The organism is Faecalicatena orotica, from assembly GCF_003149245.1.
In the GTDB taxonomy this organism is placed as follows: domain Bacteria; phylum Bacillota; class Clostridia; order Lachnospirales; family Lachnospiraceae; genus Faecalicatena_A; species Faecalicatena_A orotica.
The window spans coordinates 49,506-70,566 of the sequence record NZ_QGDL01000021.1 but is presented as its reverse complement, the minus strand read 5'-3'; the positions used below and the strand labels follow the sequence as shown (position 1 = coordinate 70,566).

Genomic DNA, 21,061 nt, shown 5'->3' with positions numbered 1-21,061 from the left:
AAAATGGACGTTATAAAGAAGATAAATACTCGATTTAAGGACTATAAAAATTCCCGTAGGCCGAAAAAAAATCCAATAAAATGGGGAATAATTGGAACAGGTTATATGGCTACGACATTTTGCCGTGCAATTCAGGGGAATGAAAAAAGTATTGTTAGTGCAGTCTACTCAAGAACAAATGAAAAGGGAAAGACTTTTGCTAAAAGATTTAACATTCCATTTTCAACAAATAAATTTCAAGATTTTTTTGATGGTAACAAATTTGATATTGTTTACATAGCAACTCCAACACACCACCATTATGAACATGTGAAAAAATGTTTATGTGCAGGATTTAATGTGTTGTGCGAGAAGCCTCTTGTAACATCCTTAAAAAATTTTGATGAATTGCAAGAAATTGCAAGGAAAAACAAGTGTTTTTTGATGGAAGGTATGTGGAGCAAATGCCTTCCTACATTTGCCCAAGCTCAAAAGTGGATAAAAGAAAAACGGATTGGTTCAATTGAGTTGATTCGAGTTGATTTTTATAAAAATCAGATTCGAATGAATCCTGATCAATATATAAGCAAGAACGATTATGGTGTGCTGAATGATTATGGGATTTACGCACTCTCCTTTCCGCAGGAATTTTTATCAGGTAAATATATTATGTCTTGGAACAAACGAATTATAGAGAACAACATAGATACAGATTGGGCAATAATATTAGATTCAACTGAGTCTAAAGCGTTTCTAAATATTTCTTCAAATTTCAAGGGAGAAAGTCGGGCACGTATCTATGGAAACGATGGCTCCATTGAGTTTGGCAGTCAGTTTAATAGAACAAATACCGTAAGTCTATATAATCGTCAAGGTAATCTGCTCGAACGAAAAACCTATCAATATATTTTTGATGGTTTTGAGTATCAGGTTAATGAAGTTCATTCGTGTCTTCAAACTGGACGATTGGAAAGTAATTTAATTCCTTTGAAAAAAACGCGACAAACACTATTAATAATGAGCATTTTGAGGAAGGAAAATGATGAAAGAAGAAGAGAAATTCAAATCTAGGCTTGACCTTCCAATTGTTGAAATACTTAACAAATTGAGAAACGGGATAAAGTATAATCCCAACGGCGAGGGAAGTGTATTAGTTGATTTGGTAGATAAAAAAGTTATCGGTTTTCATTATGGAGAGACACATTTGGCTGTAGCATTGATAATATATGGTTACCAAATCTCGAACGAGGAATATATAAGGGAAGGAAAAGCGCTTCTAAAGGGTTTCATGATAAATTCAATTGAATACCAAAAAGAGCCAGCGTATCATTGGGATTTTAATAATTTTGCAATTTGTGTGTTAGTTGAGTTCTTGGGGAAAAAACAAAATAATAAGCAGAATACATTCTTTGGGGATATTGCAAGTTATATAAATGAGTTGAAAGACTTCATTTTAATACAGAAAGATAGCAATAATGCAACAATAAATTGGCACCCAATGCGTATTTATGTTAATTATTGTAAGCATAAATGGACAGATGATCCGACCTATTTAAAGGTAATTGATGATTTAAAGAAAAAAGTGGATCTTGCCTGTTTTAATGATGGTTTCTACGAGGATCTGCTGCCAAAAGGACGTAGCTTTAACTTTCAGTACCATGTTTTTACTGTAGCAACATTATTGTTTTTAGAGGGTAATGGAATAGACATTCATTATAACGAAAAGTCAATTCAGCAAGTGATTAACATGGTGGACCCGGCAGGAGACCTGAATTACTTGGGGAGAGGAATTAATCAAATTTTCGCCTGGGGGCCGGCTGTTTATTTACTCAACTCAGTTTCTGCAGTGGAAGCAAGGAATAGAGCATGGAACTATTTTGAAAGTAAAATATATAAAGCATTGGAGAATAACAATTTAATTATGAATGATCTGCCGGGGGAACAAAAAAATTGGTGGTGGGACTATCATTACTCATCTGTATATTTTTCTCATTTAGCGCTTTGGTTGGTTCTGACGAAAATATCTGATGTTGATGGTGATGAATGGAATAATATAAAGATTAATGAATCCGATAGTGGTGTTGCTTTCAGAAGGGGAGACGAATTCTTTGTGTGTCTTTTTAGTGGAAGAAAACACTATTTAGCTGAAAAGGGCCCGATCATCGCAAATATTTGCTCTAACTCTGGTGAATACGTATTTAAAGGTGCTTTAGGTCCATACTGTGGAAGCCAATATGGTAGAAGATATAGCGTATCGTCAGAAACAATCCATAACTATTGCGGTTTAATACAGGAAAAAGATTTCTTTGGATACTATACGCAAAAAGTAGTATTTCCAGAAGATATTTTAGTTGATGAACAAGGTCTGGAAGTAACGATTACATTAAAGCTAAAAAAATCAATGGGAAATCTTTACTTTAATATTAGTACAATGTCTCCCTTGTTTAAGATTGAAGTTCTAGCTAATGATTCCGTTTGTGTTTTAAAATCTGTCGGCAGCACTGTAGGCGCATATGGACTCACCACACTGGTTCAATCCAATAAATTCACGGCCAAAACTGTGAAGATAAAGATTTCCAAGATGGAGGCATTAAATGAAACTTCTTTATATCAATGATGAATTAGGAACTAGCGATGGGAGTAATTCGCACGCTCTTGGCATGTGTCACGCCTTTGAGAAAATAATTGGTCGTGAAAATGTGCGAACGTATCCAGTTCCGCAAGATGGATCTCAGAAGCCTGTTAATGTAGGGGTAAATAGATGGAAAAGCAGATTAAAATGTATTTTAGCTGTTATTAGATGCGTCAGAAAAAAGTATCTATCATTGAAAAAAAGTAAGTATATTATCAACAAATTAAAGAGAGAGAACTTTATACCTACCCATGTACTTGCCCGCTCAACTGATTTTGATATCACTGCTATCTATATTGCAAAAGTGTTTGGAGCAAAACTAATTTACGAAGTAAATACCCCTATGTTTTATGAACGTGGTGTATTAAAAAAAGAACCTATGACCCGTCAATTGGAAAAGTGGGAGAAAAAGATTTTATTTGCTGCTGATAAGGTGTATGTTGTTTCAAATATTTGTAGGGATATGCTCTGTGAGCATTATGGATTTAACCATCGAAAGTTTCTTGTTATCCCAAATGGTTATATGGGAGACTTGTATTTTGAGGATAAAAACACTATAGAGAAATTAAGAACAAACGTACGCGAGAAAGAAGATTTTGAAGGTAAATTTATAGTTACATTTGTTGGAAGCTTGAAAATATGGCACGGAATTAAAAATTTTTGTACTGCCGTAGAATTACTTGAAAAGCACGAAAACATTCTTTTTCTTGTACTCGGAGATGGAGAGCTTCACGATTACATTGTCAACTATACAAGAAGTCATTCAAATATGATTTTCAAAGGAAAAGTTAGCCTGCAAGAGATGAAAGAATATCTCTATGCATCTGATTTAGGAGTGATGCCTTATGAAAAAAATAATTATTTTTACTACTCACCGTTAAAGATGTATGACATGATTGGAGCTGCGTTGCCATTTATTGGAACGAATGTTGGTCAAATTGAAGAAATCTGTATGGATCAGCTTTCGAAAGATTTTTTGGTTAGTGATAGTTCACCTGAATTGTTATCAAAGGTGATTTTAAATATTTACGATAATCCTGGGCTTCAGAATTCAATGAAAACTGTTGTTGAAGAAAAAAAAGCATGTATGACATGGATTAAAAGAGCTGAAATGTTACTAAAAGATATAGATTGCTAAACAAACCCATTAGTATGAAAGGAAATAGTATGAGATTTGCAATACTAAAAAGAATTGTAAAAGATCGTATAAAAAAAATAACAACCAAAAAATATTGTATCTGTATAAAAAATTGGTTTTCAAAAGATGATAGATATTACTTGATTAGAAGAAAAATTCCCTGGGCTGGTTTTTATGCAAATTATTTATATGTTGCCGGACATATTGTTTATGCTTTAAAGAAGGGCTATATACCAGTTATTGATATGGAAAATTACCCTACTTTATATAATGAAGTAAACACGTATAAAGGAACAAAAAATGCATGGGAGTATTACTTTGAGCAACCGTTTGGAATTTCTGTAAAAGATGCAATGGAAAGCAAAAATTACATACTATCAGATTTTAGTACGATGAGGGAGTACTTACCATATAAAGATGGAAAGAATTATTTCACAATTGATTGGTTCAAAGCTAATGAAATTGTAGACGTAATTAATACATATCTTTTACCCAAAGAAGAAATATCCTCTCAAGTTGAGAACTTTTATAAAGAAAAAATGAGAGGAAAGAGAGTATTGGGTGTCCATTATAGAGGTACTGATAAGAAAATTAAAGTGGCTAATCACTTTTTATCTGCATCATTAGAAAATTATCTGGCATGTGTATACAAAAATGTTCTGGAGTATAATCCAGATGCAATTTTATTATGTACTGATGATGAGGAAGCTATTGCTGTCTTTTTAGAAAAATTTCCCGAAAAAGTATTCTTTTCAGAGGCATTTAGAGCTAAAAAAGGGGATATAGAGGGGATACATTTAAAAAAGAATGTAGAGAGAGAAAACCATAACTATTTATTAGGTAAGGAAGTTATCTTCGATGTTATGCTATTGAGCAAGTGCGATTATTTTGTATTTAGTCATTCTAATGTTGCAACAACAGTAATGTTTATTAATAACCAGAAATTTACTAAGACCTATTTTGTTGAAGATTAAAGGGAACTGTAAGAACTATTATAAGGAAAAAAGGATGAAAAAGAGTTTAGTAAATGTACCAGTGGCGCTAAATGTATTTATCAGGCCGAATGCCCTGCAAAGGGTTTTTGGAGCTGTAAAAAAAGCAAGGCCATCGATTCTGTTTCTATTAGGTGATGGACCACGAAATGAAAATGATGCCGAAAAGATTAAAATTTGCAGAAAAATAGTTGAAGACATTGATTGGGAATGCGAAGTATATAAACTGTATTCAGAAGAAAACATGGGGTTATATGCAAAATATTTTGATTCGCAAGAAAAAATATTCTCTATAGTGGATCGATGTATTTTTTTAGAAGATGATGTCTTGGTTTCTGATAGCTTTTTTAGATTTTGTGCTGAATTATTGGAAAAATATAAGGATGATTATCGTGTTCATTATGTCACAGGCTTGAATTATTTAGGGGAATATAAAGACCCAACTGCGGATTACTTTTTTGCGGGAGAAGGATCAATTTGGGGATATGCAACTTGGAGAAGAACATATTTAAGTCAAAATATGGAATATGCGGATGACGAGTATATTACCAATTGTATATGTAGAGTGGCAAAACAGTTAAAACCGGGGTATCAAAAGAAAATAATGGGGTATAAGAACGATATTTATTATGAAGGGCATATTCCAGGTCCGGAATTCTATAAAAACGCATTGCGATTTTCTCAAAACCAGGTATATATAGTCCCTACCAAAAATATGGTCAGTAATATTGGTATTGGTGATGGATCTGTTCATTCATCTGACGATATACGGAAAATGGCAAGAGGAAATGCTCAATTTTTCAATACGCATCTTTATGAATTGGGTTTCCCATTAAAACATCCGAAATTCGTAGTCAGAGATATAAAATACGAAAAAAAAGTTAATAAAATACTGGGGTGGAATCGTCCTTATGTTTTTTGGTTTAGAAAAATTGAGACTACTATCAGATGCTTGGTTTATGGAGACTTAAAATCAACAGTTAAAAAGATACAGCGCAATTTAAAAAGAGAATATGAAAGGTAGTTAGTTAATGAAGGTTTCAAAGAGAGTTTTCAAACGATCGTTATTACTAGCGATTATGACAATTATAGTTCTTTGGAAAACGGTTGGATTCTCTGATGCACCCAATGTGTTTGTATTGAGAGTGATTGCAACTGCAATTCTATTATACTGTTTAATCAAGGGGGTAAAAAACCGGGATATATTAAATCCATACATATATTTTGCGTTAGTTCCTTTTTCTTTAGTGATATTCACACACTCTATTAGCAGTGTGTATTATGTTCCTTTGAAAGCCAGTACATGGTTTCTCGGAATCATTAATATGCTAGCTTACGTTGTGATACTTTCGCTTGTGATGAATAAGAAACAACTAATTGAAAAGAATGAATTAATTATTCAAAAGGCTTATGAGCCAACGTTTGATGAAATTAAGTCATTACAATTTCATAGCATTGTATTGATGTGCATTGGCCAATTTGAATTAATTTTGAAACTAACTACAGGAATTAGATTTTTCTTAGGAACAGTAACGTCCTATTGTATCTTCCCGGCTATAGCTATGGCTTGGAAAACTAAAAAAACAGGGTTTATTTTAGGGACATATGCAGTATTACTTTTGACATGGACTGTACAATTTAATAAGTCGGTGTTTCTCGCAATTGCTTTGATTACTATTATCGCAATTAGAAGATATTACCCCATGAATAAAAAAAACAGCAGGAAATTGTATATAGCTATTGGGATTATGGGGTTATTTTTTATCTTTGTTGCTTTCCCCTTAAAAGGACTGGTACAGGATCAAAGTAATTTTTCTATAGAGAGTTTTGTAACTGCAATTAAAGACTATTATTATAATAAAAATGATTATTATGCAAAAAGTATTGACTGGAATGGATTACCCGCGCTCAGATTTCCATATATATATTTGACATCGGCATGGAACAATGTCCAGTATGTGCTGGAAACGCAAAACACACGAACATATGGTTTGTGGATGTTAAAACCTTTAATATCCTGGCTTCAATTGGATGGCTATTTTGCTGATCTCTATGTATTAACTCCAAGATCTAGTTTTAATACATTTACATATATTACCGTTTTATTTAAAGATTTTGGCTATTGGGGATCTATGATAGGATCTTGTTTTCTGGGGTGGTTTGTAGGTCGTATTTATAATAATTATAGAAAGACGTATTCGGCTTATCATGTTGCAATGTATGCTGTAGTATCACAGGCAGCAATAGAAATGTTTTTTAGTAACCATTTCTTTGGACTATTTTACCCGTTTACGATTTTGATAATTTGCTGGTGTTATAGAAGACTTTTTAAATCCGCACGTTATTTGTAGAAGGAAGTCAAATACATATTAATGTAGAAAAGAGGGTGGGTATGGTTATGTTGTATTTATATCCAAAGCTATCAAATTTAGATTGTGGAATAGTAAGACTTGGGGGATCTGGACTTGGTAATTTATTGTTTACCTATTCTAAGGCAGCAATTTTAGCTGATGAATTAGGTGCAGATTTGATCTTTCCCACCTGGCCATCTATAAAAATTGGTCCATGGTTAAGGAAAGAAAAAGATAAAAGATTCTATTCAGGGTTGTTTAGACCGTCTAAAACTCAGGTGGCAGGTTTCAATAAGTTGGTAGCCTTAACGTTTTGTGAAAAAATCAAGAATAGAGAAGAAATTAAGTCTGGACGTAAACAAGTATATATTTATGATGAATGTAGTATGACTTTATCCGATATTTTGGATAAGAGAGATTTTGTAAATAGACTGATAGCCAGTACACTTCATCCTAAAAATAACAGCTATTTAACTCATGATTTTAAAAATGAAATTAATATACATATTCGATTAGGCGATTTTTCAAAAAATTATACAGATTTAAATAATGTCAACTGTGTAAATACAAGTACCCCTATTGACTGGTATATGGATGTTGTAAAAATAATCAATAAGGAATGCCCTGGCATTTCTTTTAATATTTTTTCTGACGGAAAAGATGAGGAACTGGAAACGTTGATTAAAATACCAAATGTTAGACAGATTACATTTGGAAATAGTATATCAGATATACTAGCGTTGTCGAGAAGTAAAATAATTATTGCTTCAGGGTCAACGTTTTCGCTTTGGGCAAGATATTTGGGCAACTGCTCCTGTATAGCACATTTGAATCAGACAAAGGAAAATGTCTGTACAGATGAAAATGGATTTGAGTATGAATGGGGTGGGAAAGAGACATTCGATATACAGATTTTAAATAAGATAACAGAAATGTATAGTTTAGCATAAGGAGTTACGATATGGATAAACAAATTTTAGTTACTCAATCATCTATGCCGAGTCTGGAAGAATACATTGAAGAAATTAAGGGGATTTGGGATTCACATTGGTTGACCAATATGGGACCGAAACATCAGCAGCTAATGGGATTGTTGAAAGATTATCTTGCTGTTCCCAATATTGATATGTTTACAAATGGACATATGGCTATTGAATTATCCATCCAAGCATTAAAGTTTCCGTTGGGCTCTGAAATAATTACAACGCCATTCACATTTGCATCTACAACACACGCTATTGTTCGAAATGGTCTGGAGCCTGTATTTTGCGACATAAATCCTGTTGATTTCACAATCAATGTGGACAAAATTGAGGATTTGATTACAGATAGAACGGTTGCAATTATGCCTGTGCATGTGTATGGAAATATTTGTAATATTGAGAAAATTCAAAAGATTGCTAATAAATATAGCTTGAAAGTAATCTATGATGCCGCACATACATTTGGAATTAAGTATAAAGGCAAGGGAATAGGATCTTATGGTGATGTATCTTGTTTCAGTTTCCATGCTACAAAGGTATTTAATTCAATTGAAGGCGGTGCAGCTTGCTTTAAGGACAAAGAATTCGGACTTGAGTTATATCGATTAAAGAATTTTGGGATTCGTGGACCTGAAGTTGTGGACGGCGTAGGTGCTAATGCAAAAATGAACGAATTCTGCGCAGCAATGGGAATTTGCAATTTGCGTCATCTTGAGGAAGAAATTGAGAAAAGAAAGATTGTTGTTGCCCGTTATAGAACGTATTTGTATGATATTGAAGGAATCCAGTTGAATCCTATTCAGGAGAATGTAGAGACTAATTATGCCTATTTCCCTATAATAATAGATGAAAAAAAATTTGGCGCAACGCGTAATGAAGTGTTTTCTGTTTTAGCCGAAAATGGTATTTGTGCACGAAAGTACTTTTCCCCATTAACTAATTTTTTTGACTGTTTTCATGGGAAATATGCTCCGGATAAGACCCCGGTTGCATTACATATTAGTAAGCGAGTATTGACGCTGCCATTATATGCAGATCTTGAGTTGGAAAACGTAGATAGAATATGTGAAATTATCCTTAGCTGTAAGGTTGAGTGACTAAATTTAGAGGTGTTAAATGAATAGTTTTTACACAAACAAGGAATTAGCAGCAATTGGATTTAAATCTGTTGGTGAGAATGTATATATTAGTAAAAAATCTAGCATTTACAGTCCAGAGAAAATGACAATTGGTAATGATGTTAGAATAGATGACTTCTGTATTTTAAGTGGTAAGATTACAATAAAAAACTTTGTTCATATAGCCGCATACTCGGCTTTATATGGCGGCTCTGATGGTATTGAAATTGAAGATTTTGCAAACATCTCTTCAAGAGTATCTATTTACAGTATAACAGATGACTATTCCGGTGAAACGATGACAAATCCAATGATTCCGCATGATTTCAAAAAGGTATGCAGTAAGCAGGTTTATATTGGAAAGCATGTGATTATTGGGTCAACAAGTGTTGTTTTACCCGGATGTATAATTAAAGAGGGCGGCTCCTTTGGAGCTTTTTCCTTTATTAGCAAAAGCACATGCGCATGGTCTATATACGCAGGAATTCCCGTAAAAAAATTGCGAGACAGAAAAAAAGATCTCTTAATTTTAGAAAAGAAATTTAAATCAAAATTAGGAATTTTAGAAGAGAGCTGAAACGAAATTAGCGGATGGTGTCAAAAGGGCTACTCAGTGGATATAGATAGCCGTAAGTGGAGTATCTGAATTGCTGTGATAAGATTTAATCCAATAGAGGAATATAATATGTTGAATCAGAAAGTAAGACAATCAAATTTTGAGTTGTTAAGAATTTTAGCGTTATTAGGAATTATTATAATGCATGTAAATGGTCCCTTTCTAGGTGTCGGAGGAGGATATAGGATATTTAGTGTTTTAGAAAATACTCTATTTAATTCAGGTGTCAGTATTTTCATACTTATTTCTGGATACTTTGGTTTAAGAGGCAATAGAGAAAAAATAATACGCTTTGAAGTAAATTTGATTCTGTATTCGTTAATTTCATTCGTCATTGGAGTTATTGCAACAGGAAGTTTTTCGGTTTTAGAATGCGTTAAATCATTCATGCCAGTTATAACCCAAAAACATTGGTTTATGACGGTATATATGTTGTTGTTGATATTTTCTCCATTTACTAATATAGCAATAGAAAGACTGTCCAAAAAAGAGTTCCAGAAGCTTATAATAGCTTTGTTTGTTGTTTTCAGTGTACTGCCGACCCTATTATATTATCATCCAATGGGAGACCGTGGGAAAGGATTAATGAATTTATTCCTAATATATTTAATTGGCGTCTATATAAGAAAATATTTTGACACAAAACTAAATATTGGGAAATTAATAGTTGGCGGTACACTTATATATTTGATTACTGTATTATTGAATTTACTTGTATCTGTTGTATTATCTGAGGGTGCGAGTACTCCTTTTGCGCGAGATTGTTCATCCTTGATAATAATTCAAAGTGTGATAATTTTTCTTATCTTTAGAGAAATTAATCTATCGTCAAAAGTAATTAATTTTATTTCTAAACAAGTATTTTGTATCACAATGATTGAGGGATCAATTAGAATGTTTATCAGTAATAGAGTATTTTCTGTGGAAAATGTCTATAATCAAAATTTGCCAATATGCGTAATCACAATTGCTGCTATTGTACTATTAGTTGGGCTTATTATAGGTATTTTCTTGGATTGTATTTTGGGTAAAATCAAAGAAGTGTTAATAAAAGCACTGAATACTATAGCTATCTATATCGTTAATAAATGCTCTACATATAAATATTACATCCGTAAGATAATTATTTACTGGCTGCACTGAGTAAATTTGAAACCGTATTTAAGAAGTTTACGTGGAATTTTAAGCTAGCCTGCGAGCATATGGAGAATTAAAATGTCATTCAGTGTAGCGGATTAGTTATTAAGATGAATGACAGTTAAGGTACAAATTATAAATAGAAAGGAAAACATGGTGTTTTTAAAGGTATTATAATAAAAAATGAGCAATTTAAAAGATAAGGCTATTTTTTCTCTTCTGTGGAAAGGCGGAGAAAAATTTATTAGTCAGATTATTACACTAGTTATATCGATAGTATTGGCTAGATTGTTAGGCCCGGAAGAGTACGGGTTAATTGCATTAACGACGGTTTTTATATCATTCGGCTTTGTTTTTGTTGATTGTGGCCTAGGAACAGCACTTGTACAGAAAAAAGAGGTTACAAATTCTGATATGAACACGATAATGATTTGCAATATTGTTATTGGTGTTATATTATATGGCATTGTGTTTATCGCAGCTCCGTTTATTGGAATGTTTTATAACGAAAACAGAGTGGTTCCCATTTTAAGAGTACTATCGTTAGCGTTTGTGCTTGGTGCGATATCAGCTATTTTCATAGCTAAGTTGTCTAGAGAATTTAAATTTAAGCAGATTGCAGTGGCAAACATTTTGGCAAATACAGTGGCCGGTATTTTGGGAATACTTGCTGCATTTTATGGTTTTGGCGCATGGGCTTTAGTTATTCAACAATTTGCGATAAGATTATTGGTTTGTATTTTTTTAGGAGTTCAAAGTGAATTTAAGTTTATCTTTACTTTTTCTAAAAAAGCAGCTGCTGAAATGTTAAGTTTTGCGTGGAAAATAACATTCTCACGGTTCATTTCTAATGCGTATTTTCAGTTGAGGAGCCTTATTATAGGTAAAATGTATTCACCGGTTGATTTGGCCTATTTTAATAAGGGAGAGCAATTCCCGGCAGTAATTAATACGAGTACCGATTATGCATTGCAGCAAGTTATGCTTACTGTTTATGCGAAAGAACAATCTGATAGTGTGAAATTAAAAGCAATGATGAGAAGATCTATGAAGCTTAGTTCTTTTTTCTTCTTTCCAATTATGATTGGTCTTTCTGCTGTATCAAAAAATGTTGTATTAATTTTATTAGGTGAAAAATGGGCTCCATCTATACCTTTTATGCAATTATGTTGTTTGGTATACGTATTTTATCCGATAGGTACTGCTAATGTACAGGCAATTAATGCGATGGGCAGGAGTGATATAACCCTTAAAACAGAATTATATACACGAATTGTCTCATCAGCCTTGATCATAGTTTCAGCATTTATAGGACTTTATCAGTTGGCAGCTTCTGCTGTAATTGCATCCTTCATAGAGACAATAATAAGAGCTACCCCTAATAAAAAATTACTAAATTATACATATAGAGAGCAAATAAAAGATATTGCTCCACAACTATTGTGCGCTGCCATAATGGGTATACTTGTATTTACCCTTGGATATTTACCAGTAAATATTTATGTGCAGTTGCTAGTACAATTAGTTGTTGGTGTATCTTTTTATATGCTGTTATCTATTTGCATGAAAAATGATAATGTAGAGTATTTATTAGAAATTTTAAAGAATATAAGAAAAAAATGAAAAATGCTTGAGTTTCCGCAGATTTGAGCATGTGAAATTTTTTCTGTAAATAAGGTTTTAAAGGGTCTTCTATGGTAAAATAAAAAAATCATAGGAGGCCTTTATTATGGCAGGAGAAAAGAAACCAGTACACAAAGTACAAATGACAGACGGAAAACGTAACATTATTCAGCAGCTTCTGCAGGAATACGATATCCAGTCAGCAGAAGATATCCAGGATGCCCTCAAGGATCTGCTTGGCGGCACAATCAAAGAAATGATGGAAAGCGTGATGGATGAGCATCTGGGCTATGAAAAGTCTCAACGCTCCGATGGTGATGATTACCGTAACGGCTACAAACCCAAGCGTATTAACAGCAGCTATGGCAGTATGGATATTCAGGTTCCTCAAGACCGAAAGTCTACTTTTGAACCACAGGTGGTCAAAAAGCGACCGAAAGACATCTCTGACATTGACCAGAAAATTATTTCTATGTATGCCAAAGGCATGACCACACGACAGATCTCTGACACACTGGACGATATCTATGGTTTTGAGGCTTCAGAAGGCTTTATTTCAGACGTGACAGATAAAATCATGCCTCAGATTGAGGATTGGCAAAATCGCCCGCTCTCTGAGATATATCCAGTGCTCTATATAGATGCCATCCACTACTCTGTGCGAGATAATGGCATCATCCGCAAGCTTGCGGCCTATGTGATTCTTGGCATTAACCAAGATGGTCTTAAAGAAGTTCTAACTATTGAGGTTGGTGAAAACGAAAGTTCCAAATACTGGCTGGCTGTTTTAAATGGTTTAAAAAATCGAGGCGTAAAGGATATTCTGATCATCTGTGCCGATGGTCTGGCCGGTATCAAAGAGGCCATCACTGCTGCGTATCCAAAAACAGAATATCAGCGTTGTATCGTGCATCAGGTGCGTAATACCATGAAATACGTATCAGATAAGGACAGAAAACCGTTCTGTGCTGATTTGAAGACTATTTATCAGGCACCTACAGAAGAGAAGGCACTGGATGCTTTGAAACGGGTCACTGAAAAGTGGAGGGAAAAATATCCCAATTCCATGAGAAGCTGGAAACAGAACTGGGATGCCATCTCCCCAATCTTCAAGTTTTCCACAGCGGTAAGAAAGGTGATTTACACCACAAACGCGATAGAGAGCCTCAACGCCACCTATCGTAAGCTGAACCGTCAAAGAAGCGTGTTTCCAAGCGATACGGCACTACTGAAAGCACTGTATCTATCCACCTTTGAAGCCACAAAGAAATGGTCAATGCCCATCAGAAACTGGGGACAGGTTTATGGTGAACTGAGTATCATGTATGAGGGGCGTCTGCCGGAATAGATCGTTATAACCAGTTCTATACAGGCGGATTTTTCGCCTGCACTTGACATGCAAGGGCATGTACTGTTATAAATAAAACAAGGGCTGAAAGCTCCAATAGGTACTATCAGCCCAATTATTATCATAGAAGATCAGCATTTACAGACTTTTCTTCACACACTCGCAGATTTATCCACAGACTGAATATTCTTGTGCGGTGAGAGAAACGCTCCTCCATAGTGCGTACCTCTATTTAATAGCCTACAGAAGCTCTTATGATTATCTATATATTAGCTGCACCTTTCCTTGGAGTTGTAAATAACCAATTGTTCTTTCATAGTAATAATCTTTCAAGATACTTGAACAGCAATTGTTTATAGCGTTCCGTACTAAATTCAAAATCATTTTACAAACCGTTTTATTCTTCTTGCTACTCTTCTAAATACTGATCCATCCATTGATTTTGATACAGCCACTTCAAAGGGGTTATTTTCAAGCAAACTAAAAAACTTCTCTCTCTTAGGATGCATCTGTGTAGGTTTGCTTAACTGCGCATTCGTTTCCACAGCCCATGCAATATTCATTTTTTTAACTTCCATTTGTTTTTTTATGTCATCAAATAAGGACTTCCCTTTTGGTGAATTTAAGAGTATAAGTGAAACGCCCGCTAAGGAATTCCATTCAGGATAATCTCGCTCTATATGCCATGCATCACCGATTGTTATGTCAGATACTCGTTCCGGTCTCGCAAACCGACAGTCCCCACACGCCGGTCTGTAAAAAAGCCGGCCGTAATAAGCTTTTATAAAAGGATCATTCTGGGAATCTAAAATATATGATTCTCCTTGTGGTGAAATCATCTCAGCAGATCTGGAATTAACTTTTCCAGAATAAGGGGTTTTGTTTTTAAAATTGTAGATATATCCAGTAATATTTGATTTACTCCCTATTTTTTCGCTGATGTACTTGTCAAACAAGTACTGATTTGGTGCTCCGTGACAAATAATATCCACTACAATTAAATTATCACATCTTATATGTTTGCTATTCAAATAAGCTAACAAAGCGGCGCATTGGCAAGGTGTTCCTGAAAAACAAACCTTTTCAGAATTTACTAAATGCCCTTCTATTTTCGAAAACACTTTGTTAGTATCGCTTAGAACATATTTGGATTTTCTGAAGTTTTCACATCCCTGCTCCGTTTTTGCAATATCATGAATAACTTGAAAGTTTTCTGACCAACGGACTCCATAGAAAATATAGTTTTCTTTCAAAAGTGTTTTGTATATAGCAGTGTATGCTCCACCAGAAGAGCTATCAAATATAACATTTTGTGATTTATATCTTCCTACCCATACTTCACTTTTGTTAGAACTTTTAAAAATATGACTACTAATAGGACATGTTTTTTCACACAAATTACAATGAGTACACTCGGTCTTATTTACAACTGGATAAATGAAATGCTCATTATCCTCTTTTAAGGATATACATTTTTGAGGACAAATTTCCACACACGCTTTACATCCACAGCACTCAAGTTTATCTCCACTGGTCAAATACATTCTCCGTCCCCCTGTATCAAATTTATTCATTATCATCCTGAATCTTATGTAGGACTTCAGATAGCAAAGTCGACGATACCCCTGATGTATGTGGCAAAAACACTACTTCCGTTCCGACATCATGAAATTTTTCGATGAGTCTATTGTACATATCGCTTCCCTTCCAATCAGAACCGTGAAACATAACATCAAAATGTAGTTCATTCCAAGCCTCCATTTTGTCCATTGTAGTCTGCGGGACAACAAGATCTACATATTTAATTGAATCAACAATGGCAAACCTCTCTTTATAGGGGATGATGGGTGTTTTACCTTTATAACTTTTTACAAGCTCATCAGTGCTCACTCCAACAATTAAGTACTCACACTGTTCTTTTGCTCTCTTTAAAATGTTCAGGTGTCCAATATGAAACATATCATATACACCTGTAGTGTAGCCAATCTTATATTTTTTCATAGTATAGCCTCCTTTAGTTTTTCAGCCTTTTCTGAAGCTTGGTGCAACTCTATTAACTAAATTTCGGAAATCTTTAGTCCATCCAAGTTCTATAAGAAAAACCACATTTGCTGTAATGGAAACAATAATAACTTTCACAAAAAAACCAATCCAACCTGTTATTGGTACGAGACCTATCAACCAATATTGAATCAAACCATTTATTACAACAGCCAAGGATTCAGCAAAATATTTAAAATAATATTCAAAAGGCTTTTTACTGAAATTATTTTTATAGACGAGCCAAGGATCAACAAGAGTTGTTGTTAAAAGTCTGGATATTCCTGTTGCTATGAAAATACCAGACAAGCCGATAGTCTTTCCCCACCATACTGATAAAATAATATTTATTATGGCCGAGATCATAGGGACCCACCGGCTTTGTATAAAAAGTCCCTGAGTAGTACGAAATGTATATGCTGCATACTGAACGCCATTAATGTAAATACTAAATAAAATTGCAAAAACGACACTTTGATCTAACAAATATTTAGGACCAATCCACAATTCTACAAACTCATTAGCTAAAACAAAAAAACATATACCAATGAATCCATATAACCATACACATATCATAAGAAGCTGATGCATGATACTGCGAATCTGTTCCTTACTACCTTTAACAGAAAGATTACCAACGCTTGCAGTTAGTGAATTAATTGCACCGCTAATTATATTTGTTACATTATTCATCAACATTGTATAGTTTGATGCAATACCGACTGTAGCAACATTAATAATTGACGAAATAATAATATTATCTGTACCATTTAAAATTACAGATCCAAATTTGTACACAAACAATGCCTTAACGTTATCAAAAATTGAGTTTGTTTCCTCTTTACTTAGTTTATTATCATTTTTCTCGGCAATAAACGGATACATTTTATCTGCTTTAATTGATAATACTATATTCTGACCTACTGTACAGACTATGTGAATTATCAAATAAATAATATACTCATGTGTTAGCAATAAAAAAATACTCTGAAGGACAATTTGGATTAGCTGAAATGCTCGTGTATATAACTGAACAATATAGTCCTTCTGGTTCGCGGTGATCAGAGTTTTTTTATAGCTATATAAATAGGATACAGATGTATTCAATAAGAAGAGAATATATATAAGGATAATATTTTCTTTAATGTCAGGTGCATCCTTAATTAAATATCTCATAAAGGGGATGACACATAAACCTAAAGCAAAAATCACACCCCCAATTAGTTGATAAGCCTTTTTGTATAGTGTCATCAAAGCCTGTATTTTCGATTTATCATGATTAGCAATTGGTTTGTAAAGGCTAAACACAATTGCATTTCCTATTCCCAATTCGGCAAAAGACAAAACTGTCAATATATTTGTGTATAGGCTGTTAACCCCTAAATAATCAGAACTTAGAAGATGAATAAATATCGTTCTACTAATAAATCCTAGAATGACATTTACTATTTGCATTATAGAACTCGTCAAAGTATTTATTGCAGCATTTTGAGTTCGTGAATATTCCCGCATAAATATTTAGCGTCCTTCCTTTTTTAAATCAAATATTATATTAGTTGGATTATGATTTCGTCTTTCTTCTTCTGGAGGTAACTGTTTCCAATTTTCAAATAACTGTTCCAAATATTTTATGTATAGAATAGGCGCGCAAAATTTTCCATTTTCAAATGATACTTTTATTCCTTTTCCATATATTGATTTATCCATAGTCTGTTTAGTGTATTTATAATTAGAAGCATAATTAATTATATATTTTCCAGATTTTTGCTTTGTGCACAGTGTATCCCTGAATAAAGTAATAGTTTTTATGCTAAACGGTCTTGTGATCAGATATATGACTTTTGCTTGTATGGTCTTAATCTTACATTTTCTAACACGCATATTAATTACAAAATTTAAAGTCTTTACTATCTTCGCTCTTAAATGATATGTTAATCCTGAATTTTTTGCACATGAATCAAGTGGAAAAACATCAATAAAAATTCCTTTCCTACAATCTAACATTTTTATATCTGTTTCATTAAATAATGTATTCTTCTTCCTAATTTTTGCAAAAGGAAGCCAATAATTTTTGTCTGTAGAAATATGATGCAACTCATAATTTTTACCTAAACCACCACATAAACATATTTCTATAAATCGATTATAATCCGCTCTGGGAATTGCAATATCTAAATCATCATCCCATGGAATAAAGCCTTTATGGCGGATTGCACCTAATAAAGTCCCACCAACTAAGTAATATTGTATACCCTCCTTCATACATAGGGCATCAACCGTTTTCAAAATCTCCAATTCTGTTAGTTGTAATTCTCTTAAAATTTTCTGTTCCATTATTCTCCTTCCCACATATATGTTAGGAATTGCTTGTATCATTTATAATATATCTGTAATTGTCTATTGACTTTTCAACTACATAATCCTCACCTTGTTTGCGCCTAATCCATTCATAGGAGGACTTTGAGAACTCCTCTGCTAACTTATCAGAATCAAAGATTCGAGATATATATTCCGCAAGCATTAATGGCTCATTGAAGGTATATAAAAATCCATCTTGTCCATCACGTAACATTTCCGGTACACCGCCGACAAAACTTGCAACACAGGGAATACCAACTAATTGCGCCTCACAAAGAGAATTCGGACTATTTTCAATTGAAGACGGAAGAACCATAACATTTGACTTCTTTAGTTCATTCACTATTTGCTCGGCATTCAATATTCCAGTAAAATGGATACATCCCTGTAAGTTATATTCATTTATTTTCTTAAAAAGATATTTTACATATCCTGGTTGAAGTAATTTATCCTTTACAGATTCATTTTTCATTATATTTGTTCCAGACATATAGAGCTCTATGTCAGGATATTTCTTTTGTAATTCTTTAATAGCATTTAATAAGATATGTAGTCCTTTTATTGGTTTGAAACCTTGATGCATGAATATACGATGTCTATGAATATCATTTACACTCCATCTGGAAGCAGTATAAAACTCGTGTCGGATCAGTTCAGGAGCAAAGATATATTTGGCCTTTGGATTGACTGCATGAGATGACACTTTATCCCATGTTGTTCTCCCCCCAAGATATCCGACACCTTTCAACATTTCTTGTTCATATTTACTTTTCTTTATTTCAGCCTTCTTGTCCCAAATTATTCCAGAATGGCGTATAACATCTCTAAGTGAATAGTTTGCCAAAATTTCACCTATCTCCAGTCCAGCATAAGCATCTTTATAATAGTTGGAAAGAATACCTTGTAGGGTCAGAAAGAGTGGTATTTTAGGATTCATCCTAATAAGTTCATATGGAACCAAAGATTCGCTGCCATGAATGTGAATTACATCTGGCTTAAAATCTGCCAAGATTTCTTCCCAAGCCTTTCTGGCATTTTTTCCTCCTCCAGTATGTAAAACTTCTTTTCTGTTTGGCAAAAAATAGAAATCAACCTCATTTATATTGTATTTCTGGATTGTCTTTGCATCAGCAACAGATACTATCGCTAGATCAACATCTCTCCTATATCTAATTTTCTCAGCTAGTGCCCTCGCCCAAGTACATGCATATTCTGATTTTCTTCCAACTTTATTAGCCACCTCAGGGAAAGTAACAAATATGGCCCACATTATTCTCATAGTATATGTCTCCTACAACTGAATTTAGTTAATCTCAAAACCCTTATCTTTTCTTCAATATTGACTAACCAGATGCCAATTACAGCATACCAAATATTAGATTCTATTATATTTGTATTAACTGCCATAAATAGAGATGTCCAAAACACAAGTACAACATAATATATTTTCTTGTAAAGTGAATTTGTAACCTGCAGTTTTCTATCACACCATAATGCAACCAATACTAATATAACAGAATAAGTTGGTGCAAAAAGAATGCTAAACTGCATCATGCCTTCAGTCACCGTCGGCATAATTAAATCATAATGCCCGGTGAAGGAGCGAAAAAGATCATTTGCAGGAGTCTCACCAGAAAGCCCCATAATCTTCATAGCATATGGAAAATTATAAAATGTATCAACAAAAATGCCTGATGGTGGACGAGGATATACCTCGGCCACCTTCATACCATTTGCAACAGGTGCTATTCCGTTAAAATATTCATCAAAATATTCATTATTAAAATATTTCATTGTCGAATCGACCAATGTATACTCCGTATGTCCGAATGAAAAAACTTTCAGTAAAGAACCGATTAGTATTAATACGATAATTCCTACAACGCCTGCAGAAATTATTAGTTTCTTTTTCTCTGGAAAAGAGTATATCAATAGATATACACTAATAATTGCAGCTATAAGCATTCCCCATCTGGAAACTGAAAAGCCAGATGTCCACATACTTGAAATGAATCCAATACAAACTAAAATAAGAAGTGTTGCCTTTAATATTTTATTAATTTTTCTGTTAGATATTAACCTTACTAGGGTTGTCATGATTGTTACTAGGCCAATTTTATAAAATACCCTAAACACTCCTGGAATATCTGACAAATATTCTGATTTAGATGTTCCGGCAGCAAGCCCCAGCTCTTCTCTTGTTAATAACGAAAAATTAAGCAAATTTCCCCTAAGCTTAGCATTTACTACAATAATAAAGGAAAAAAATAAGATAGTAAAAATGGTAGTATATTTTAATGAATTCACTTCTTTTATTTCAGATACTACATATGGATCCTTATGTTTGATTTTACTCCACACAAACATAGCAAGCCCCACTGATATAATTTCATATGAAATAAGCCAAACTGCATTCGTCAAATCAGCACGGTACACAATAACACCGGTATATGACTGGTCGAATGCATAAAGCATAGGTATCATTATACATCTACAAAATAATATTATTTCTATAATTGCAAGGGCCAATCCTGGCTGTCTTGAAAATATTCGTCTCGAAATAAGGAGATTTACAACATATGATGCAGGCAGGATGGCGAGATTACTGACTATAATTACTGATCTATTAAAAAAAATAACGATGATTGTTGTAATGATGCCAACCAGTATCAATGCATTCCACAAATTCAGAGCCAATTTCCTCCTTCGCTCCATCATTATGAATTCTTTAACTTCCATTAGTACC

18 protein-coding genes are annotated in these 21,061 nt (G+C 33.7%); 12 read left to right on the top strand and 6 right to left on the bottom strand.

All coding sequences use genetic code 11. The features are described from left to right. The first annotated feature begins 3 nt into the window (after nt 1-3). The 12 genes from A8806_RS24385 to A8806_RS24330 all read left to right on the top strand — a co-directional run bounded on the left by A8806_RS24385 (nt 4) and on the right by A8806_RS24330 (nt 13,917). Nucleotides 4-1,050, top strand: a complete 1,047-nt coding sequence (locus A8806_RS24385; protein WP_109733765.1) for a Gfo/Idh/MocA family protein — start codon at nt 4-6, stop codon at nt 1,048-1,050. After that, nucleotides 1,019-2,596 (top strand): hypothetical protein, encoded by a 1,578-nt coding sequence (locus A8806_RS24380; RefSeq protein ID WP_146203326.1) that lies wholly within the window; start codon nt 1,019-1,021, stop codon nt 2,594-2,596. Before A8806_RS24385 ends, A8806_RS24380 begins: the two co-directional genes overlap by 32 nt. Next, on the top strand, nt 2,574-3,749 hold the full coding sequence (locus A8806_RS24375; RefSeq protein ID WP_109733763.1) for a glycosyltransferase: 1,176 nt from the start codon (nt 2,574-2,576) through the stop codon (nt 3,747-3,749). The genes A8806_RS24380 and A8806_RS24375 overlap by 23 nt, the downstream gene beginning before the upstream one ends. A 29-nt stretch (nt 3,750-3,778) precedes the next feature. Next, nucleotides 3,779-4,723 carry an O-fucosyltransferase family protein gene (locus A8806_RS24370; protein WP_181368866.1) on the top strand — a complete coding sequence of 315 codons (945 nt, stop codon included), beginning with the start codon at nt 3,779-3,781 and terminating at the stop codon, nt 4,721-4,723. Nucleotides 4,724-4,757: 34 nt separating this feature from the next. Then, on the top strand, nt 4,758-5,765 hold the full coding sequence (locus A8806_RS24365; RefSeq protein WP_109733761.1) for a hypothetical protein: 1,008 nt from the start codon (nt 4,758-4,760) through the stop codon (nt 5,763-5,765). A gap of 7 nt (nt 5,766-5,772) precedes the next feature. Next, nucleotides 5,773-7,092 carry an oligosaccharide repeat unit polymerase gene (locus A8806_RS24360; RefSeq protein WP_109733760.1) on the top strand — a complete coding sequence of 440 codons (1,320 nt, stop codon included), beginning with the start codon at nt 5,773-5,775 and terminating at the stop codon, nt 7,090-7,092. A 47-nt stretch (nt 7,093-7,139) separates the two neighbouring features. After that, entirely contained in the window at nt 7,140-8,042 is a 903-nt protein-coding gene (locus A8806_RS24355; protein ID WP_181368865.1) for an alpha-1,2-fucosyltransferase, read from the top strand. 11 nt (nt 8,043-8,053) lie between these two features. Beyond that, on the top strand, nt 8,054-9,172 hold the full coding sequence (locus A8806_RS24350) for a DegT/DnrJ/EryC1/StrS family aminotransferase (protein ID WP_109733758.1): 1,119 nt from the start codon (nt 8,054-8,056) through the stop codon (nt 9,170-9,172). A 19-nt stretch (nt 9,173-9,191) separates the two neighbouring features. After that, nucleotides 9,192-9,770, top strand: a complete 579-nt coding sequence (locus A8806_RS24345) for an acyltransferase (protein WP_109733757.1) — start codon at nt 9,192-9,194, stop codon at nt 9,768-9,770. A 108-nt stretch (nt 9,771-9,878) separates the two neighbouring features. Next, the gene (locus A8806_RS24340) at nt 9,879-10,952 is read left to right on the top strand and encodes an acyltransferase family protein (RefSeq protein WP_109733756.1); all 1,074 of its coding nucleotides are present in this window, start codon (nt 9,879-9,881) and stop codon (nt 10,950-10,952) included. A 177-nt stretch (nt 10,953-11,129) separates the two neighbouring features. Further along, nucleotides 11,130-12,569 carry a lipopolysaccharide biosynthesis protein gene (locus A8806_RS24335; RefSeq protein ID WP_109733755.1) on the top strand — a complete coding sequence of 480 codons (1,440 nt, stop codon included), beginning with the start codon at nt 11,130-11,132 and terminating at the stop codon, nt 12,567-12,569. 106 nt (nt 12,570-12,675) lie between these two features. Then, a complete protein-coding gene (locus A8806_RS24330; RefSeq protein ID WP_109733754.1) occupies nt 12,676-13,917 on the top strand; it encodes an IS256 family transposase in 1,242 nt (413 codons plus the stop codon). 380 nt (nt 13,918-14,297) lie between these two features. Here A8806_RS24330 and A8806_RS24325 read toward each other — a convergent pair whose 3' ends face one another. Genes A8806_RS24325 through A8806_RS24300 form a run of 6 tightly spaced genes read right to left on the bottom strand, consistent with a single transcriptional unit; the run spans nt 14,298 to nt 21,054 of the window. Further along, nucleotides 14,298-15,461, bottom strand: coding sequence for a Coenzyme F420 hydrogenase/dehydrogenase, beta subunit C-terminal domain (locus A8806_RS24325; protein ID WP_181368864.1), 1,164 nt, complete (start codon nt 15,459-15,461; stop codon nt 14,298-14,300). 22 nt (nt 15,462-15,483) lie between these two features. Next, complete coding sequence (locus A8806_RS24320) at nt 15,484-15,918, bottom strand: FAD synthase family protein (protein WP_109733752.1); 435 nt, start codon at nt 15,916-15,918, stop codon at nt 15,484-15,486. A gap of 21 nt (nt 15,919-15,939) precedes the next feature. Next, nucleotides 15,940-17,469 (bottom strand): lipopolysaccharide biosynthesis protein, encoded by a 1,530-nt coding sequence (locus tag A8806_RS24315; protein WP_109733751.1) that lies wholly within the window; start codon nt 17,467-17,469, stop codon nt 15,940-15,942. Between the two features lie 6 nt (nt 17,470-17,475). Further along, nucleotides 17,476-18,291 (bottom strand): LicD family protein, encoded by an 816-nt coding sequence (locus A8806_RS24310; protein WP_181368863.1) that lies wholly within the window; start codon nt 18,289-18,291, stop codon nt 17,476-17,478. 22 nt (nt 18,292-18,313) lie between these two features. Further along, nucleotides 18,314-19,594: a glycosyltransferase family 4 protein gene (locus A8806_RS24305; RefSeq protein WP_109733749.1), complete on the bottom strand. Its 1,281-nt coding sequence runs from the start codon at nt 19,592-19,594 to the stop codon at nt 18,314-18,316. Then, the gene (locus A8806_RS24300; protein WP_109733748.1) at nt 19,591-21,054 is read right to left on the bottom strand and encodes a hypothetical protein; all 1,464 of its coding nucleotides are present in this window, start codon (nt 21,052-21,054) and stop codon (nt 19,591-19,593) included. Before A8806_RS24300 ends, A8806_RS24305 begins: the two co-directional genes overlap by 4 nt. Nucleotides 21,055-21,061 lie beyond the last annotated feature (7 nt).

Coding starts and splice junctions, on each gene's coding strand:
- A8806_RS24310 (WP_181368863.1), bottom strand. CDS start 18,291: ATGGAACAGAAAATTTTAAGAGAATTACAACTAACAGAATTGGAGATT.
- A8806_RS24300 (WP_109733748.1), bottom strand. CDS start 21,054: ATGGAAGTTAAAGAATTCATAATGATGGAGCGAAGGAGGAAATTGGCT.
- A8806_RS24340 (WP_109733756.1), top strand. CDS start 9,879: ATGTTGAATCAGAAAGTAAGACAATCAAATTTTGAGTTGTTAAGAATT.
- A8806_RS24330 (WP_109733754.1), top strand. CDS start 12,676: ATGGCAGGAGAAAAGAAACCAGTACACAAAGTACAAATGACAGACGGA.
- A8806_RS24370 (WP_181368866.1), top strand. CDS start 3,779: ATGAGATTTGCAATACTAAAAAGAATTGTAAAAGATCGTATAAAAAAA.
- A8806_RS24305 (WP_109733749.1), bottom strand. CDS start 19,594: ATGAGAATAATGTGGGCCATATTTGTTACTTTCCCTGAGGTGGCTAAT.
- A8806_RS24350 (WP_109733758.1), top strand. CDS start 8,054: ATGGATAAACAAATTTTAGTTACTCAATCATCTATGCCGAGTCTGGAA.
- A8806_RS24375 (WP_109733763.1), top strand. CDS start 2,574: ATGAAACTTCTTTATATCAATGATGAATTAGGAACTAGCGATGGGAGT.
- A8806_RS24360 (WP_109733760.1), top strand. CDS start 5,773: ATGAAGGTTTCAAAGAGAGTTTTCAAACGATCGTTATTACTAGCGATT.
- A8806_RS24355 (WP_181368865.1), top strand. CDS start 7,140: ATGTTGTATTTATATCCAAAGCTATCAAATTTAGATTGTGGAATAGTA.
- A8806_RS24365 (WP_109733761.1), top strand. CDS start 4,758: ATGAAAAAGAGTTTAGTAAATGTACCAGTGGCGCTAAATGTATTTATC.
- A8806_RS24345 (WP_109733757.1), top strand. CDS start 9,192: ATGAATAGTTTTTACACAAACAAGGAATTAGCAGCAATTGGATTTAAA.
- A8806_RS24335 (WP_109733755.1), top strand. CDS start 11,130: ATGAGCAATTTAAAAGATAAGGCTATTTTTTCTCTTCTGTGGAAAGGC.
- A8806_RS24325 (WP_181368864.1), bottom strand. CDS start 15,461: ATGTATTTGACCAGTGGAGATAAACTTGAGTGCTGTGGATGTAAAGCG.
- A8806_RS24315 (WP_109733751.1), bottom strand. CDS start 17,469: ATGCGGGAATATTCACGAACTCAAAATGCTGCAATAAATACTTTGACG.
- A8806_RS24320 (WP_109733752.1), bottom strand. CDS start 15,918: ATGAAAAAATATAAGATTGGCTACACTACAGGTGTATATGATATGTTT.
- A8806_RS24385 (WP_109733765.1), top strand. CDS start 4: ATGGACGTTATAAAGAAGATAAATACTCGATTTAAGGACTATAAAAAT.
- A8806_RS24380 (WP_146203326.1), top strand. CDS start 1,019: ATGATGAAAGAAGAAGAGAAATTCAAATCTAGGCTTGACCTTCCAATT.